At 52.4% G+C, this 16,664-nt stretch carries 16 protein-coding genes; 7 read left to right on the forward strand and 9 right to left on the reverse strand.

The window, feature by feature from the left end; genetic code table 11:
• Positions 1-314: 314 nt before the first annotated feature.
• The 3 genes from L1D47_RS05725 to rhlB form a co-directional block, all read right to left on the reverse strand.
• Positions 315-1,379, reverse strand: a complete 1,065-nt coding sequence (locus tag L1D47_RS05725) for a TonB-dependent receptor (protein ID WP_239882902.1) — start codon at positions 1,377-1,379, stop codon at positions 315-317.
• Between the two features lie 291 nt (positions 1,380-1,670).
• Positions 1,671-2,603: an exopolyphosphatase gene (locus L1D47_RS05730; RefSeq protein WP_239882903.1), complete on the reverse strand. Its 933-nt coding sequence runs from the start codon at positions 2,601-2,603 to the stop codon at positions 1,671-1,673.
• A complete protein-coding gene (gene rhlB, locus L1D47_RS05735) occupies positions 2,603-3,910 on the reverse strand; it encodes an ATP-dependent RNA helicase RhlB (RefSeq protein ID WP_239882904.1) in 1,308 nt (435 codons plus the stop codon). Before rhlB ends, L1D47_RS05730 begins: the two co-directional genes overlap by 1 nt.
• A gap of 171 nt (positions 3,911-4,081) precedes the next feature.
• Between rhlB and trxA the strand changes: the two genes are divergently transcribed.
• A complete protein-coding gene (gene trxA, locus L1D47_RS05740; RefSeq protein WP_041510764.1) occupies positions 4,082-4,408 on the forward strand; it encodes a thioredoxin TrxA in 327 nt (108 codons plus the stop codon).
• A gap of 231 nt (positions 4,409-4,639) precedes the next feature.
• The gene (gene rho, locus L1D47_RS05745; RefSeq protein ID WP_011864143.1) at positions 4,640-5,905 is read left to right on the forward strand and encodes a transcription termination factor Rho; all 1,266 of its coding nucleotides are present in this window, start codon (positions 4,640-4,642) and stop codon (positions 5,903-5,905) included.
• A gap of 54 nt (positions 5,906-5,959) precedes the next feature.
• Here rho and L1D47_RS05750 read toward each other — a convergent pair whose 3' ends face one another.
• From L1D47_RS05750 to L1D47_RS05770, 5 genes are all read right to left on the reverse strand, one after another.
• Entirely contained in the window at positions 5,960-6,871 is a 912-nt protein-coding gene (locus L1D47_RS05750; protein ID WP_239882905.1) for a LysR family transcriptional regulator, read from the reverse strand.
• A 252-nt stretch (positions 6,872-7,123) separates the two neighbouring features.
• Entirely contained in the window at positions 7,124-7,855 is a 732-nt protein-coding gene (locus L1D47_RS05755; RefSeq protein WP_239882906.1) for a fumarate reductase iron-sulfur subunit, read from the reverse strand.
• Positions 7,852-9,858: a fumarate reductase flavoprotein subunit gene (locus L1D47_RS05760; protein WP_239882907.1), complete on the reverse strand. Its 2,007-nt coding sequence runs from the start codon at positions 9,856-9,858 to the stop codon at positions 7,852-7,854. Before L1D47_RS05760 ends, L1D47_RS05755 begins: the two co-directional genes overlap by 4 nt.
• Before the next feature lie 47 nt (positions 9,859-9,905).
• Positions 9,906-10,577 carry a fumarate reductase cytochrome b subunit gene (locus L1D47_RS05765; RefSeq protein WP_239882908.1) on the reverse strand — a complete coding sequence of 224 codons (672 nt, stop codon included), beginning with the start codon at positions 10,575-10,577 and terminating at the stop codon, positions 9,906-9,908.
• Between the two features lie 156 nt (positions 10,578-10,733).
• On the reverse strand, positions 10,734-11,456 hold the full coding sequence (locus L1D47_RS05770; protein ID WP_041510759.1) for a fumarate reductase cytochrome b subunit: 723 nt from the start codon (positions 11,454-11,456) through the stop codon (positions 10,734-10,736).
• 357 nt (positions 11,457-11,813) lie between these two features.
• Between L1D47_RS05770 and prmA the strand changes: the two genes are divergently transcribed.
• The 5 genes from prmA (at position 11,814) to ric (ending at position 16,009) form a co-directional block, all read left to right on the forward strand.
• Positions 11,814-12,695 carry a 50S ribosomal protein L11 methyltransferase gene (prmA, locus tag L1D47_RS05775; RefSeq protein WP_239882909.1) on the forward strand — a complete coding sequence of 294 codons (882 nt, stop codon included), beginning with the start codon at positions 11,814-11,816 and terminating at the stop codon, positions 12,693-12,695.
• Between the two features lie 151 nt (positions 12,696-12,846).
• Positions 12,847-13,815 carry a tRNA dihydrouridine synthase DusB gene (dusB, locus tag L1D47_RS05780; RefSeq protein WP_041510757.1) on the forward strand — a complete coding sequence of 323 codons (969 nt, stop codon included), beginning with the start codon at positions 12,847-12,849 and terminating at the stop codon, positions 13,813-13,815.
• 17 nt (positions 13,816-13,832) lie between these two features.
• A complete protein-coding gene (gene fis / locus L1D47_RS05785; protein ID WP_011864135.1) occupies positions 13,833-14,138 on the forward strand; it encodes a DNA-binding transcriptional regulator Fis in 306 nt (101 codons plus the stop codon).
• Positions 14,139-14,313: 175 nt separating this feature from the next.
• Positions 14,314-14,982 carry a hypothetical protein gene (locus L1D47_RS05790; protein WP_239882910.1) on the forward strand — a complete coding sequence of 223 codons (669 nt, stop codon included), beginning with the start codon at positions 14,314-14,316 and terminating at the stop codon, positions 14,980-14,982.
• 310 nt (positions 14,983-15,292) lie between these two features.
• A complete protein-coding gene (gene ric, locus L1D47_RS05795; RefSeq protein WP_239882921.1) occupies positions 15,293-16,009 on the forward strand; it encodes an iron-sulfur cluster repair di-iron protein in 717 nt (238 codons plus the stop codon).
• A 50-nt stretch (positions 16,010-16,059) separates the two neighbouring features.
• Here the strand turns inward: ric and L1D47_RS05800 are convergent, their stop codons facing one another.
• Positions 16,060-16,635, reverse strand: coding sequence for a HupE/UreJ family protein (locus L1D47_RS05800; RefSeq protein WP_041510755.1), 576 nt, complete (start codon positions 16,633-16,635; stop codon positions 16,060-16,062).
• Positions 16,636-16,664: the final 29 nt, after the last annotated feature.

Raw genomic sequence — 16,664 nt, forward strand, 5'->3', positions numbered from 1 at the left:
AGTCATAACCGGCGCGCAGCGTGTGATCGCCAATGACCCAGTCCAGGTCGATACGATAGGTAATACGCTTATCTTCTGTCTCGGAAGAACCATAGCCAACCCAATCGCCCAGACGCTGATAGCTACCGGAACGATAATCTTCATAGGTGGACTGATCTAGGGTGCCCGAATTGTCCTTGGTGGATTGCGTGATCTCACCGTACATGGCCGACAAGGTGATGTCGTCGGTCAAATAACCCGTATACTGGGCGTTCCAGCCGATGCCGCCATAGGTGCTCTCGGTTAGGCCGATGGCATCACCACGGCTACCATCCTCAGCGCGGCGATACTGAGTGATCCTCGTGAATGAACCAATCCACCTTGGTAAACCAGCGGTTGGTATCCCACTCTTTGTCACGCAGCGTGGTCTCGCCATAGGCGGTCGACTCTTCGCCATAAGGGTTCCACAAACCATAGAAGAAGAGCTTGTCTTCGATCAGTGCACCCGAGGCCCAGAGGTTATATTCGGTTTCCTGCCAATAGGCATCTGAAACGGTTTCTATGCTGCCATCGTCTTTCATGCGCGGCATAGGTTCGGCTAGGGCATCGGGCGCGACTTCAGCCTTGGCACCAAATTGCCACTCGTTGTCACCCGACTTGGACACCAGGTTTACGACGCCACCGATGAAGCGACCATATTCGGCCGACACGCCACCTGTCTGCACCTCGGTTTGCGAGATGGCTTCCCAGGGCAGATCGATATCGCCCATGCCTTTACGTAGGTCTGTAATATTCAGGCCGTTAAGGTAGTAACCGTTCTCAGCCACCGAAGAACCGGCGATGGCCACGCCACCGAAACCGTTATCGCCCGCTACTGCGCCAGGGCTCAGCAGTGCAATGGAGGTGGAGTCTAACTCTACCGGTAGCTGGTTGAGCTCTTCGATAGAGATCACCTGAGAGTTAGTGGTGCTCGAGGTATCTACGCGGCTGATGCGGGCGCCGGTAACCGCGATGCGCTCCACTTCATTATTCTGTGCATCCAGTGCCACATCGAAGGTCAAGGCATTACCCACGGTCACGGCAACGTGCTGCTCTTGTACCTGATAGAAACCATCCTTAACGATAGTGATGGTGTAATTACCGATCGGCAGACCCTTCAATGAGAAGCTACCGTTGGCGCCCGTAGTTGTCTCCTTGACTATGCCTTTGCTTTCGTGACGAATGATCACCTTGGCATTATTCACATCGGCGCCGACAGCACTTGTGATATGCCCTTTAATCGTGCCCAGACCATCGGCCGCTATCGCGGCTGGCGCGGACATCATAAGTACCGAACCGACAGCGATTGCCGCCAGGGTCTTTCTCGGGACAAAACGCTTAGTAGCGTTACTTCCTGACATAAGTTTTATCTCCCTTCTCTTTATTATTTTGCTGACGTCCGAGGCAATGAATTTAAGGTTTTATGGGTACAGCCCCCGAACGCAACAAAAACATAATACAAAAGACATATTTTATACAATCTTCAGTATACAAAGATCTTCATGCAGAGCAGTCGAGAGGGCGACAGGCAATGGCGTATTGCAAGCCTATGAAAGTAATTAGATTATTTTGATTTCGTTAACAAAAAGAGGAGAGATACCGAAGGCTAAGGGCGTTAATTCAATGTTGGCCATCGCCAAGCCAAGAGGGCATTAGGCGGGTAAAACCCGCTGGGCAAGTTGATGCAGCACGCCTTCTCTCAGGGCGCCGCCGGAGAGGTTGAGAGACTGTATGTCGAGTAAATTAAACAGGGCCGATAAGATGGCTAAGCCTGCGGCGAAGGTAGGTGCGCGCTCGCTATGCAGGCCGCGAATATCTCTCAGGCTCACATCTGTCTGCGCCAGCACCTCACCCCTGAGCTCACTGAGTACCGCCGGGGTGATGGTTTCACTGGCGCCGCGATCATTGAGTAGCTCCACCACAGACTGCACCGTACCCGAGGCGCCGACCACAAAGTGCCAGCCATAATCGGTCAGCTGTCTGCGATAATCCCCCAGGGCGGTTTCGACCTGATGCTGAGCCGCATCGAAATCCAGTTGCTGAAATGGGAAGCTGTTGAAGAATTTATCGTTGAAGGTGACGCAGCCCATGGGCAGGCTGGTCTTAAGCAACACCTTATTACCATCCCCAATGATGAACTCGGTACTGGCACCGCCGATGTCGATCACCAGGCGTCGCCCCTCGCCTTGGGTGGTAGCAACCATCCCCTGATAGATGAGCTCCGCCTCACGCAGGCCAGAGATGATCTCTATGGGTTGTCCCAGGATAGGCAGGGCGGCCTCGCAAAAGGCCTCGGCATTGCTGATACTGCGCAGGGTCGCGGTGGCGATAACGGCAATATGCTCGCGACTGACCCCGTCCTGGTCCAACATCTGCGAAAACATCTGCAGACAATCCAGGCCACGGTCGAACACCTCGGGGCTGAGCACGCCATCTGCGCCTATCCCCTCAGCAAGGCGTACCTTGCGCTTATACTTGGCCACTACGGTCGGCTTGCCGGCGCGGGTTTGCGCAACCAGCATATTGAAGCTATTTGAGCCTAAGGTAATGGCCGCATACAAGGGACTGACGCCAGAGTGCTTCATTAACTGTGTCTACGGGTCCTGTCGTGACGTCTTGGACGTGCGCCAGGACGACCACTCTGTGGCTTGCCACCACTCGAACGGCCAGTAGGACGTGGCGAGTGCTTACGATGAATTCGCACCGGTGGCGGAATATCATCGAGCAGCGCTTCGCTGTCGTAGTTAGTCACAGGGATGCTGTGCTGAATATAGCTCTCGATAGCTGGCAGGTTCAGGGCGTACTCTTCACAAGCGAAACTGACTGAGACCCCTTTCTGACCCGCACGTCCGGTACGACCGATACGGTGCACATAGTCTTCACAATCGTCGGGCAGGTCATAGTTATAAACATGAGACACGTCCGAGATATGCAGGCCGCGCGCCGCGACGTCTGTTGCAACCAGGATATCCAACTCGCCCTTGGTGAACTGCTCGAGAATACGGATACGTTTCTTCTGCGGCACATCGCCAGTGAGCAGGCCAACCCTGTGACCGTCACCTTCAAGGTGGGCCCAGAGATTTTCACAGCTATGTTTAGTGTTAGAGAAGACTATTGCCTTCTCTGGCCAATCTTCTTCGATCAGACTCAGCAGCAAACGCATCTTATCTTTCATCGACGGATAGAAGATCTCTTCGGTGATGTTCTTCGAGGTCTTTTCACTCGGTGCGATCTCAACCTTCTCAGGATCGTTCATGTGATCGTAGGCCAACTCCTGCACCTTCATCGACAGAGTTGCCGAGAAAAGCATGTTCAAACGCTCGTTAGCATCTGGCATGCGTCTGAATAGGAAGCGAATATCTTTGATAAAACCAAGATCGAACATCCGGTCGGCTTCATCTAGCACCACCGCCTGAATAGCGCTGAGGTTAATCACCCCTTGGCGTACATAATCTATGATGCGCCCAGTGGTACCGATCAGGATATCGACCCCCTTGTCCAACACCTTACGTTGTACTTCGTAGCTCTCGCCGCCGTAAACAATACCCACCTTAAGGCCGGTATGTTTCGCCAGCAGCTCTGCGTCCTTGGCGATCTGAATAGCCAGTTCGCGGGTCGGTGCCATGACTATGGCTCTAGGCTGGTTGAGTTGACGTCCGTCGGGAATGGGGGTGGTTAGCAGATGATTGAAGGTGGCGACCAGAAAAGCCAGGGTTTTACCTGTACCCGTCTGTGCTTGGCCTGCGATATCTTTATGCTGGAGTAAAATCGGTAATGATAATGCCTGGATAGGTGTGCAATATTCAAAGCCGCTTTCGACTAATGCCTGTTGTATCTCTGGATGCAGAGAAAAGTCGGCAAACTTTTGATTAGTTAAATGTGTTTCGCTCATAGCGCAAGCATACCAGTTAGGGTTGCAATAAGGAACTCGATCGTTTGAAATAACGGCTAATAAAAAAAGACCGTTGAAAGCCGCTAATAACTCTTGAAAAGCGAATTTCAGACCCAATATACAGCTTAAGCCATTAACAAACCAGCAATGGCACCCTAACTGGAGAACATCATGAGCGATAAAATTATTACCCTAAGCGACGACAGCTTTGAAAACGACGTTTTAAAATCAGATCTGCCAGTCCTCGTTGATTTCTGGGCAGAATGGTGCGGCCCTTGTAAAATGATCGCCCCTATCCTGGATGACGTTGCAGACGAATATGCCGGTAAGGTAACTATCGCTAAGCTAAACGTAGACCAAAACAACGCCTCTCCGGCTAAGTACGGCGTACGTGGCATTCCAACACTGCTTATGTTCAAGAATGGTGAGCTTGCCGACACTAAAGTAGGCGCCCTTTCTAAGACTCAACTGAAAGAGTTCATCGACGCACAACTATAAATGCATCGATCCCTATGACATTTTTGTCATAGAAAGTGATTCTCGACACAGCTTAGTCAAGTAATTGTGTCGAGGGTCGCTAAATTTCTAGACGCCCTGCTCCTATAGTGCTACTTTAATAACCAGAAACTTTCTCATTAACCACACCTCGCTATTTCGATTAATATCCAAACAACTTTATGCTATTAGTCCTAGAATAGCTTTGTCTCGCAATATACAAGACCCACCACAATGAATTTATCAGAATTAAAAGAGAAGTCGATTTCAGACCTGGTCATTCTGGCCCAGGATATGAAAATCGAGAACATGGCCCGAGCCCGCAAACAGGACATTATTTTCGCAATCCTTAAAGCCCACGCCAAAAGCGGTGAAGATATTTTCGGTGGCGGGGTACTCGAAATCCTGCAAGATGGTTTTGGTTTCCTTCGTAGCGCAGACGGTTCTTACCTTGCAGGTCCAGACGATATCTATGTTTCACCGAGTCAGATTCGCCGCTTTAACATGCGCACCGGTGATACCATTTTTGGTAAAATCCGTCCCCCGAAAGAAGGTGAACGTTATTTCGCACTACTGAAAGTCAGTGAAGTAAACTTCGACAAACCCGAAAACTCCCGCAGCAAGATCCTCTTCGAAAACTTAACCCCACTTCACGCAGAAGAACGCATCCGAATGGAGCGTGGTAACGGTTCGACCGAAGATATTACCGCCCGTATTCTCGACCTCTGCTCGCCTATCGGTAAGGGCCAGCGTGGTCTTATCGTGGCACCGCCGAAAGCCGGTAAGACATTGCTGCTGCAAAACATCGCCCAGAGCATCACCTACAACAACCCTGAAGTTGTGCTCATGGTACTGCTGATTGACGAGCGTCCGGAAGAAGTGACCGAGATGCAACGCCTGGTGAAAGGCGAAGTGGTTGCCTCTACCTTCGACGAGCCAGCCAGCCGTCACGTACAGGTAGCCGAAATGGTTATCGAGAAGGCTAAGCGTCTGGTTGAACACAAGAAAGACGTAGTGATCCTGCTCGACTCTATTACCCGTCTGGCACGTGCCTACAACACAGTGATCCCATCATCTGGTAAGGTACTGACTGGTGGTGTTGACGCCAACGCACTGCATCGTCCTAAGCGCTTCTTCGGCGCGGCACGTAACATCGAACACGGCGGCAGCCTGACTATTATCGCCACCGCGCTGGTCGATACGGGTTCTAAGATGGATGAAGTGATCTACGAAGAATTTAAGGGTACGGGTAACCAGGAACTCCACCTGTCTCGTAAGGCCGCCGAGAAGCGCGTCTTCCCTGCCATCGACTTCAACCGCTCGGGTACCCGTCGCGAAGAGAAGCTGACCACACCGGACGAACTACAGAAGATGTGGATCCTGCGTAAGATCCTCAATCCGATGGACGAAGTCAGCGGCATGGAGTTCCTCATCGACAAGCTTGCCATGACCAAGACCAACGAAGAATTCTTCACCGCGATGAAACGCGCTAAGTCATAAAGTCAGTCTTAAGACTTTAGCGATAAAGAAAAAGCCGCAAACATGCGGCTTTTTTTATGCTTGCTCGGTTAAGCCCTGGGCGCGCTGAGCACAGCGCTGGCGCAGCTGATCCCTCAGGGTCAGCACCAGAGGCGTCACATGTTGCCGACCTGGGCAGACGAGATAGAGATCGGCGCTCTCGCCGCTGTACTGAGTCAATAGTGGCACTAGGGCGCCGCTGGCCAAATCGTCAGCCAGGTCCAACGATGACTTATAGACTATCCCCTTGCCTGCCAGCGCCCACTTGCGGGCGACTTCGGCGTCGTTACAGGTACGATTGCCCGACACCCTCACCCTATGTGTCTGACCGTCGCAATAGAAGCACCATTGGTCATGAGTCTTCTCATCTAACATGAAAAACAAGCAGTTATGCTTCTCCAGATCGCTAAGGGTCTCGGGGCGGCCATGACGGGCAATATACTCCGGTGAGGCGCACAAGATGCGCTGGGCCGAGCAGATCTTAAAGGCCACCAGGCTCGAATCTTTCGGGGTGCCGCTACGCAGGGCCACATCTATCTTGTCGTGATAGAAGTTGGTCAGGCTGTCGGCGAGATGCAGCCTCAGCTGCAATCTGGGATATTCATCCATCAGGTGATCCAGCCAGGGCAGAATATAGTTGCGCCCAGCATCAGACGGCAGGGCGACGCTCAGCTTACCGGCTATTTGCGACTTGGCGCAGGCCAGCGCCTGCTCGCCCAGGCGCAAGTCCTCCAGTGCCCGGCGACAATAGCTCAGGTAGCGCTCGCCGGCATCGGTCAGGCGCAGGCTTCGGGTGCTGCGGATAAAGAGCACGGTATCCAGCTCCTTCTCCAGCCGCTTCAGGCTGGCGCTGGCCACCGCCGCGGAGAGCTCCAGCTCCACCGCCGCGCCGCTCAGGCTGCCACAGTCGGCGACCCGCACAAATAACAATAGATCATTGACCTGCATGATTTACTTCCTCGCCCTCTCGCCTCTCTCGCGGAGCTTCTCTTTTGTGCGCCTCTCTAAATGAGCCCCTTTTAAAAACCCTTTTTGAGAGCCCTTTTTTTATTCGCTTCAGTTAAGCATAGACTGGCTAAAAACCTTACCTTTATCAAAATATTTTTTATAAAAGGCAGACAGAGAGACAATAAAAAAGCCTGCATGGGCAGGCTTTTTAAGGTATTACGCAGACGCTTTAGCGCTATCGGCTTAGCTCTTTTAGACCAAGGCAGTCGCCATCTTACGCCTGAGGTAGGCGATCTGCTGCATGTGGGGCAGATCCTTAGGGCAGTTGTCCTGACAACCCAGCAGGGTCATACAACCAAACACCCCATCCTGATTACCGATCACATGGTAGAAATCTTCCACGCTGCGGGCATCGCGACTGTCGAGTTCGAAGCGGGCGATCTTCATCATGCCCACGGCGCCGACGAAGGTGTCGCGCATCTGCTTGGTGGCACAGGCCGAGACACACACGCCGCATTCGACACAGCGCTCCAGCTCATAGAGCTTGGCCGCCTCCTCGGGTTCCATGGGCGCCTCGATGCGATGAATGTCGACCTCGTCGTTTCTCGGATGCAGCCACAACTTGAGGCGCTCCGCCAGTTCGCGCATAAACTTGCCCGTGTTGACCGAGAGATCGCCGATCAGCTCGAAGCCCGGCAGCGGCATCAGGGTGATCTCCCCCTTGGGATACTTGCTGGTCAGGGTACGGCAGGCCAAGGTGGGATAGCCGTTGATCACCATGGCACAGCTGCCGCAGATCCCGGCGCGGCAGACGAAGTCGAACTGCAGCGAGGGATCCTGCTGTTCCCGCAGCATGTTGAGCGCGATAAACACCGTCATGCCCGGCGCCTCTTCCAGCTGATACTTCACCATCTTAGGCTTATCGTCCGGCACCTGAGGATCATAACGGAAGATGTTAAAGGTTAGTGTGCGACCCTGACTCATTTGCTCTCTTCTCCAAGCTGCTGACTGTTTCCGAGCGGCTTATCATGCAAACGCTCATTCTTCTCTCTAAGGGATTCTGGTACCTCGAACGGCATCAAGGCGTGCTGGCGCTCGTGACGATCGGCCTCTTCTCCCAGGTTACTCAAGATCTCGACGATCTGTTTCTCGCGCTTCTCGGTATCCGGATGGGCGATGGCATTGTTGATACCATAGCCACGATAGCCAGGCGGCAGCTCCATCTTCATCACGTCGAGTGCTTCATAATCCAGCTGCGGCCGCGTCGCATCAGCGCTTGGCCAGGAAGAAAGCGTGCGGTTGAGCCACTCTTTATCGTTACGCTGCGGATAGTCTTCGCGGGCATGGGCGCCGCGACTCTCGGTGCGTGCCTCGGCGCCGCAAGCCACCGTCAACGCCACCTTGATCATACGCTTGACTCTCAGCGCCTCCACCAGCTCAGGGTTGGCATGACGCTTCTTGCACTTAAGACCGAGGTTACGCGAACGGATCAGCAAGGCCTCCAACTCCTCGACCGCCTTGGTCAGCTCAGGACCATTACGGAAGATCCCCACGTAATCCATCATGATGCGCTGCATCTCGCGCTTAAGCTCATAGGCCGACTCACTGCCCAGGCCTTCGACTAAGCTGTCTATCTCATCGCGCACCTGAGCCACGAAACGCTCGGCCAGTGCGGTGTCTATCTCGAGTGTGTTTTCCTCGCAGAAATCGGCGACATACTTGCCGATAATCATGCCGCCCACCACGGTTTCCGCCAACGAGTTGCCCCCTAGACGGTTGAAGCCATGCATATCCCAGCAGGCGGCTTCACCCACACTGAACAGGCCTTTTAGCTGAGGACTCTGTCCCTTGGCATCGGTACGTATACCGCCCATAGAATAGTGCTGAGTTGGACGCACAGGGATCCAATCTTCGGCGGGATCTATGCCGAGGAAGTTCTCACAGATCTCCTTCACCTCACGCAGGTTGGTCTCCACATGCTTGCGCCCCAGCAGGGTGATATCGAGCCAGAGGTGTGGCCCGTAAGGGCTATCGACCCCCTTGCCCTTGCGCATATGTTCTGTCATGCGGCGAGACACCACGTCCCGCGAGGCCAGCTCTTTCTTCTCCGGCTCATAGTCGGGCATGAAACGATGGCCATCTTTGTCTCTGAGCAGGCCGCCGTCACCGCGGCAACCTTCTGTGGTCAGGATCCCCACGGGCACGATAGCCGTCGGATGAAACTGCACCGCCTCCATATTACCCAGTGTTGCCACGCCGGTTTCCAGCGCCAACGCCTGGCCTATCCCCTCGCAGATGATCGCATTGGTAGACACCTCGTAGATACGGCCATAACCGCCGGTGGCTATGGTGGTGGACTTGGCCACATAGGCACGCAGTTCCCCCGTGATCAGGCATCTGGCCACCACCCCATGGCAACGCTTGCCATCGTGGATCAGCGCCAGCGCCTCTACTCGCTCGTGCACAGGAATGTCGAGTGAAATCGCCTTATTGTCGACGGCATAAAGCAGCGAATGGCCGGTACCGTCTGCGGTATAACAGGTACGCCACTTCTTGGTGCCGCCAAAGTCACGAGCGTTGATCAGGCCATGGGCCTCTTCGGCCTCTTCGATGGTGACCTTCTCGGCATTCACCACCACCTGTCGTGGCCCCTTGGTGACTCGCGTCCAGGGCACGCCCCAGTTTGCCAGCTCACGCACCGCCTTGGGCGCACAGTGCGCAAACATTCGCGCCACTTCCTGATCACAGCCCCAGTCCGATCCCTTTACCGTATCCTGGAAATGGACGTCTTCATCATCTCCCATGCCTTTGACGGTATTCCCCAGGCTGGCCTGCATGCCCCCCTGGGCCGCGGCCGAATGAGAACGCTTAGCGGGGATCAATGACAGCACCAGGGTATCCAGGCCGCGTTCCTTCGAGGCTATGGCGACCCTTAGTCCGGCCAGTCCTGCGCCCACGACTAAAGAATCGGTATATATCAGTTTCACACTTGCTCCTTACGAGGGATAAGAGATCAAATTTAGCTTCTAAGTGATTAGCTGGCGTAGGGCAGGAAGGCGAGCAGAGACGCCAGACCTATGACCACAAACACCACACTCACTATGGTTTTTATTTTTCTAATTCGGGCGCGGGCATCGATGGCGCGTTTTGCCCCCCACTTGATGGCCACACGATAGATGCCGATGGCGGCATGTAACTCGACGCACAAGAGCAGTGGCAGATAGACCATCCAAACCCCTTGGTTCCAGATACGATCGGCACTGCCGGCCGGGCCTATGGTTTCTGGCGCACTACCGATCAACCACAGATGCACAGGCAACAGCAGGAAGATGCCCACTCCGGTGATCGCCTGCCACACCCACAACTTGGTATCGTCGTGGTGGATCACGCTCATCTGCTGACGTAGCGCCCGCTGCTGCTTCAGGTTCAGCGGCATCTTGTGAACCGCGACCAGGACATGTATCAAGGCCAATAACGCCACTATGATGGCGATGCCCGAAACCACCCAGGGATAGCCATGACCATCGGCGCTGAGAAAACTCAGCTCCATGGTGCGCGCCACAAAGGTCATGGCATCGGCTCCCAGGAGGATCGAGGAAACCAATACCAGATGTGTCCAGAGGAACAGCGCCAAGATGACGCCTGAGACACTCTGACTCATATCGAGCCAACCGCTTACATTATTATTTTTCTTCGCCAGCGACATAGGCACTCCTGTGAATAGTGGGATAAGGGGCAAGACAGTGCAAAAGCTAAAAATAGTTAGCCTTAATGTCGCTCACAAACCCAACAAAAACCGTGAGATAGATCAAAACAAAACCCTATACTTTACAATTTGCTAATCTATCTCGCGCCTACACAGTTAAGGCACAAACGGCGTAATTGGCAACACCAGTGATCTGCCTATCATGATGTAAGAGATAAGGCTGAGGATCCCAAGCGTCATCAGATAGATGATCAAGACCTTGATCGCCTTTCTCAGTCCCTTACGGTGACGGATCAGTCCCCACTTCACCGCCACCCGGTACAGGCCGATCATGGCGTGCACCACCACGGCGGGCAGCAACAGGGCATACAGCAGCCAGGCATTGGCGTGATAGACGCGTTCGGCCGACAGGTGCGGACCAATTTCTGGGTTGGTGATCATGGTAAAGATATGCACAGGCGCCAGGAAGAACAGGATGAAGCCCGTGACCAACTGCCAGAACCAAGCATGGCTATCCTTATGTTTAATCCCCTGCATGTGATTACGCAACGCGCGCCATTGACCCAGCTGCGCCGGGAAGCGACGCAGAGCCACCGCCGCATGCAGCATCACCACCACCATGATAAAAATAGAAAATACCTTGGTCACTATCGGCATGCCATGGCCATCACTGCTAAACATGCCGCCTTCGAGAAACTGCACCACCTGATAGAAGGTCTCTTTACCGAAGAGGATGCTCGACTCGAAGTGCAGATGCGCCAACAAGAAACATCCCAATAAGATGCCGGTGGCACTCTGTATTCTGTCAGCCTTGGCCGACCAGGGACTGCCCAAAGCAGCGTAATGTGTGTGTTGGTACTGCAAGCTGTTAACCTTCATGATCTTTCTGCGCCTAGTGTCGGGATCTACACCATACCAACAAGTTTTGAGCTGCCTATACGGATGCCCAAAAAGCGTGAGACACCTCACCATGCCAAGGTGGAACATTTGACGCCGATCACAAACAATATGCCAACAACAAAACAAAGGTAAAACCAATTACCCACTATTAATCAGCAATTTAAACAACCATTTCAAACAATACAATCAATGGCAAATCGGTAAAAATAACCAATTGAATTTAGATGCTAATTCCCTCAAATCTCAGTTTCAGCACAGATTCCTCGGCCTTTGCCTTAGGCTTGGTTTACAATAGGGCCATTATTGAACTTATATTGACCTTAGAGAGAAGATCCCATGGCCTGGATCCAGTTAAAGATAGACACAGATAACCAACACGCCGAGCAACTCAGCGACATGCTGATGGAGCTGGGTTCGCTGTCGATCACCTACGAAGATGGTAAAGACACCCCGATCTACGAGCCTAACCTGGGCGAGACTCCCCTATGGAGCCATACGGTGATCACCGCCCTGTTCGAGGCAAACTATGATCTGGCGCCTGTGGTGGAGATGCTTAAGCTACAGCCTTATTTAGGCGCAGACTTTAGCCACAAGATAGAACAGGTCGAAGACAAAGACTGGGAAAGAGAGTGGATGGACAACTTCCACCCCATTCAATTTGGTCGTCGCCTATGGATCTGCCCAAGCTGGCGCGAAGTCCCCGATCCGGATGCAGTCAACGTCATGCTGGATCCCGGCTTGGCCTTCGGTACCGGCACCCACCCAACCACGGCCCTGTGCCTCGAATGGTTGGACAGCCTAGACCTAAAAGATAAAGAGGCGATCGATTTTGGCTGTGGTTCAGGCATTCTCGCCGTCGCAGCGCTCAAGCTGGGCGCCGCCAAGGTTACCGGTATCGACATCGACTACCAGGCGATCGAGGCCTCTAAGGCTAACGCCGAACGTAACCATGTGGCCGACAAGCTAGCCTTGTACCTGCCAGAAGACCAACCGGCCGATCTTAAGGCGGAAGTCCTGGTTGCCAACATCCTTGCCGGCCCACTACGCGAACTGGCGCCGCTGATCGCCGAAAAAGTACAACCGGGCGGCTTGCTCGCACTCTCTGGTCTGTTAAAGGAACAAGCCGACGAGATCAGCCAGCATTATGCCCAGTGGTTTGACATGGACGCACCAGCTCACAAAGAAGATTGGAGCCGCTTGACAGGCAGACGCAAATAGGGGTAAAAGCCAGCGGCCGCAAGGCCGCCACAGACTTCTCAGCTCGCAAAAGTCAAGCAAAAAAGTTGCTCTCAGGTCATTTATTGACCTTTTCACAGGCTTGAAAAAGGCGTACTATAGCGCCCCTTTGAAGCGCAAGGTGTAATGATTAATGCAGATTGGACCCTATCAACTGAAGAATCAGCTGATCGTGGCTCCTATGGCAGGAGTCACCGACCAACCCTTCCGAAATCTCTGTTTACGCTACGGTGCCGCCCTGGCCGTATCGGAGATGCTTTCGTCTAATCCCGAGGTGTGGGACACGGACAAGAGCCGACAGCGCATGGCACACGCTGGTGAAGACGGGATTCGCTCAGTACAAATTGCAGGTGCCGACCCCGATATGATGGCCCATGCCGCCGTTGTCAACGTACAACAGGGCGCACAGATCATCGATATCAACATGGGGTGTCCTGCAAAGAAAGTGAATAAGAAGTTGGCTGGTTCGGCACTACTGCAGCAACCAGAGCAGGTAAAAGCAATTTTACAGGCTGTCGTTGCCGCTGTGGATGTACCCGTCACCCTGAAGATTCGCACAGGTTGGGCACCAGAACACCGAAATGGCGTTCAGATAGCCCAAATTGCGCAAGATTGTGGCATTGCCTCGCTCGCGGTCCATGGCCGTACGCGACAATGCATGTACAAAGGCGACGCCGAGTACGACACGATTCGTGCGATTAAGCAGAATGTCTCTATTCCAGTTGTCGCAAATGGCGATATCTGCACTCCAGAGAAGGCACGTCACGTGCTAGACTATACGGGGGCAGACGCCGTGATGATAGGAAGAGGCGCTCAAGGACGACCTTGGCTATTCAGAGAGATCCAACATTACTTGGAAACAGGTAATAAGCTAGCGCCCATTGAAGTGGACGAAAAGCGTCAAGTGATGCTGGAACACCTCAAGAATTTATATGCATTATATGGTGAATACAAAGGGTTACGTATCGCCAGAAAGCATGTTGGATGGTATCTGGACCAAGAAGCGCAGAGATCTTTCAGAGCCGACTTCAATCGGCTGGAAACTGTTGAAGAACAACGTTCCATGTTGGAGCGTTATTTTGATGAATTAGTAAAGAATTAATAAAGAGCAGAATACGAATGTTTGATCAGACAACTCAACCAGAAGCTCATCAGCTTACCGTAGGCAAAATCGAAACCGCTAACGGCACTATCAAGCCTCAGTTACTTCGTGACGCAGTGAAGCGTGCGGTAACTAACTTTTTCGCTCAAATGGACGGCCAGGAAGCCGAAGAAGTTTATGAAATGGTGTTATGTGAAGTTGAAGCACCTCTACTAGATATCATCATGCAACACACCCGTGGCAACCAGACTCGTGCTGCCAACATGCTAGGTATCAACCGTGGTACTCTGCGTAAGAAATTAAAGAAATACGGCATGAACTAAGACCTTCTTAGTTAGCTGTATTAAACGGGCTCGCCAGCAATGGCGAGCCCGTTTTGCTTTCTGAACCCACGTCCACACTACAACCTAATAAATAGTCCGCCCACGAAAGAAAAATCACACACCATCAATAAAATACCTTAAAGTTACCTATTCGTTGCCTACGATTAAATTAGATATGGATATCCTTGATAAATACGAACTGAAAGAATGGTGGTTAACTTCCTTAACGGCTGCACACCGTGACCAAATATCACGCGATTATCAACCAATGGGCTACCCAACTAGCGAGTGTTATCTCTATGCAAACCTGGTAGGTAAAACGTATGGTGAAACGGATAAATGCTGTTTATTGAATGTGTTGGCCTGTGTGGCAAAAGATGACGCCAAAGACATCATATGGGACAAAACCGAGCAAGCTGTAAAAGAAGCTCTTAATCGACCAAGGAAGAACTACAAAGACATACATTTAGCACTCACTGGATTAATTAAACATCACTACAGCCTCCGGGATAACCCTTCGCATTACAACAAAGCTAAGGAGCTTTGTCAGTTACAAATCTCCATCGCAATACAAGCGGCCAAAGTTTTCAGCAAACCACTAAAACCAAAGGGAATCAGTCTAAAAAAGCTCGAGGAAATTTTAGGTCATAAACCTGTAGGTTATGATGTTCCGCAAATAATGCCATCTCATATCGGTTACAAACAACTGGCTATTATTCTTGAAAAGGAAGGTGATCTTAAAGGCGCTCTTGAACTGTCACGAAAAGCCTTAAAACAGGGATGGAATGACGACTATAAAAAACGCATAACCAAGCTAGAATCAAAACTTGCTAAGCAAAAATAGCTAAATACGACTACCCCTCAAACAAACAAAACACTGTTAAATCAATGCATTAATTATTGCAAAACAATTCTTTACAACTCAGGTTCTTAGCCAATTGCTGTCTAATCCACAATATTCAAAGATGAAGTTTCAATATATAACCGTATCTCAACTCCCATCCAAATTTATCCTCTGAAGCCAGCATCTTCACCAAATCATGATCTACCTCAATAAACCCGACTAAATTACTCAAGTTTACGTTGAATTTAATCGGCAACCTCTCTACCATCAAAACACGCTTGTCAAATACACCTTTAATGTTGGAGTCACCATGTCTTTATCTACACAGTCCCCACTGGCCTCAGAATTTGCCGACGAGACGGTTGGCAGCTTAGTGGCTGGCGACTTTCGCCGTGCCCATGTATTTGGCCAATTTGGCATCGATTTCTGCTGTGGCGGCAAGCGCACCCTGGCAAAGGCCTGTGATCGAGCAGGCATAGCACTGGTAGAGGTGGAGGCGGCGCTCCAGGCCGTGAAGGCTGAAGGGATGCAGGAAGATAGCCTGAATCAACTCCCCCTCGCCGAGTTGATCGACTATATCGAGACGACCCACCATGACTATATTCGTGAGAAATCCCCCCTGCTGATCGAATATAGCCAGAAGATGGTGCGCGCTCATGGCGAACATTATGACGAGATCAAACCCTTTGCGGGTTGGGTGCGTGCCCTGATAGAAGATCTCATGCCCCACCTTATGAAGGAGGAACAGATCCTCTTCCCGGCTATCCGCGCCATGGCCAATGGCGAACAGGTCAGCGGCTGCTTTGGTCACATAGGCAACCCCATCAACGCGATGGAACATGAGCATGATGAGGCCAGCGAGATCGTCGAGCGCCTGAGAGCCCTCACTAACGACTTTACCCCGCCAGCACACGCCTGTACCACCTGGCGTATCTGCTATGCCAGCCTAAAAGAGTTTGTCGCCGATCTGCACCAGCATATCCATATCGAGAACAACATCCTCTTCCCTAAGACCCTGGCTATCTAAAAGGGCTTCTCTCGGGGCTCTGCCATCGGAGCCCCCACTATATCAAGCCTTTAAAATCCGGCGATCAGGTAACCACCCACCAAGGCAATCACACCACCACTGAGGCGCAGAAGCGGCAGCTTACGGCTAAGGTGTTGCATTATGATGCCGAGCGCCACGCCTAACAAATGGATCACCGCAGTACCAGTGAGGAAACCTAACGCATAGAGCACTGGGCTGGCTAACGCCGGCATCTCGGCGCCGTGCGCGTGGCCATGAAAGATGGCAAACAGCCCGACAAATCCCATGGCGAGCAGCAGCGGAATCTGTCGACCCAAGGCGATCGCCAGGCCAAGCAGCAATACAGACAAGGCAATTCCCAACTCTACCAGTGGCAGCTCTACCCCATAGAGCCCCAGTATTCCGCCAAATAACATGAAGGCCATGAAGGCCAGCGGTACGGTCCAGATCGCTCGCCCACCCAGCTGAGTACTCAACAGGCCCACGCTAAGCATGGCCAGGAGGTGATCAAAGCCCAATACGGGATGATTAAAGCCTGTCATGAAGCCGGCACCGTGAGTGATGCCATGGGCAAATACCGGCGTTGTCCACGCCAGCAGCAATAGGGGAAGTAACCTTGTACGCATGAGTCCTCTCTATCCTTGAAATGATAGCG

The organism is Shewanella sp. Isolate7 (genome assembly GCF_022398425.1).
GTDB lineage: Bacteria > Pseudomonadota > Gammaproteobacteria > Enterobacterales > Shewanellaceae > Shewanella.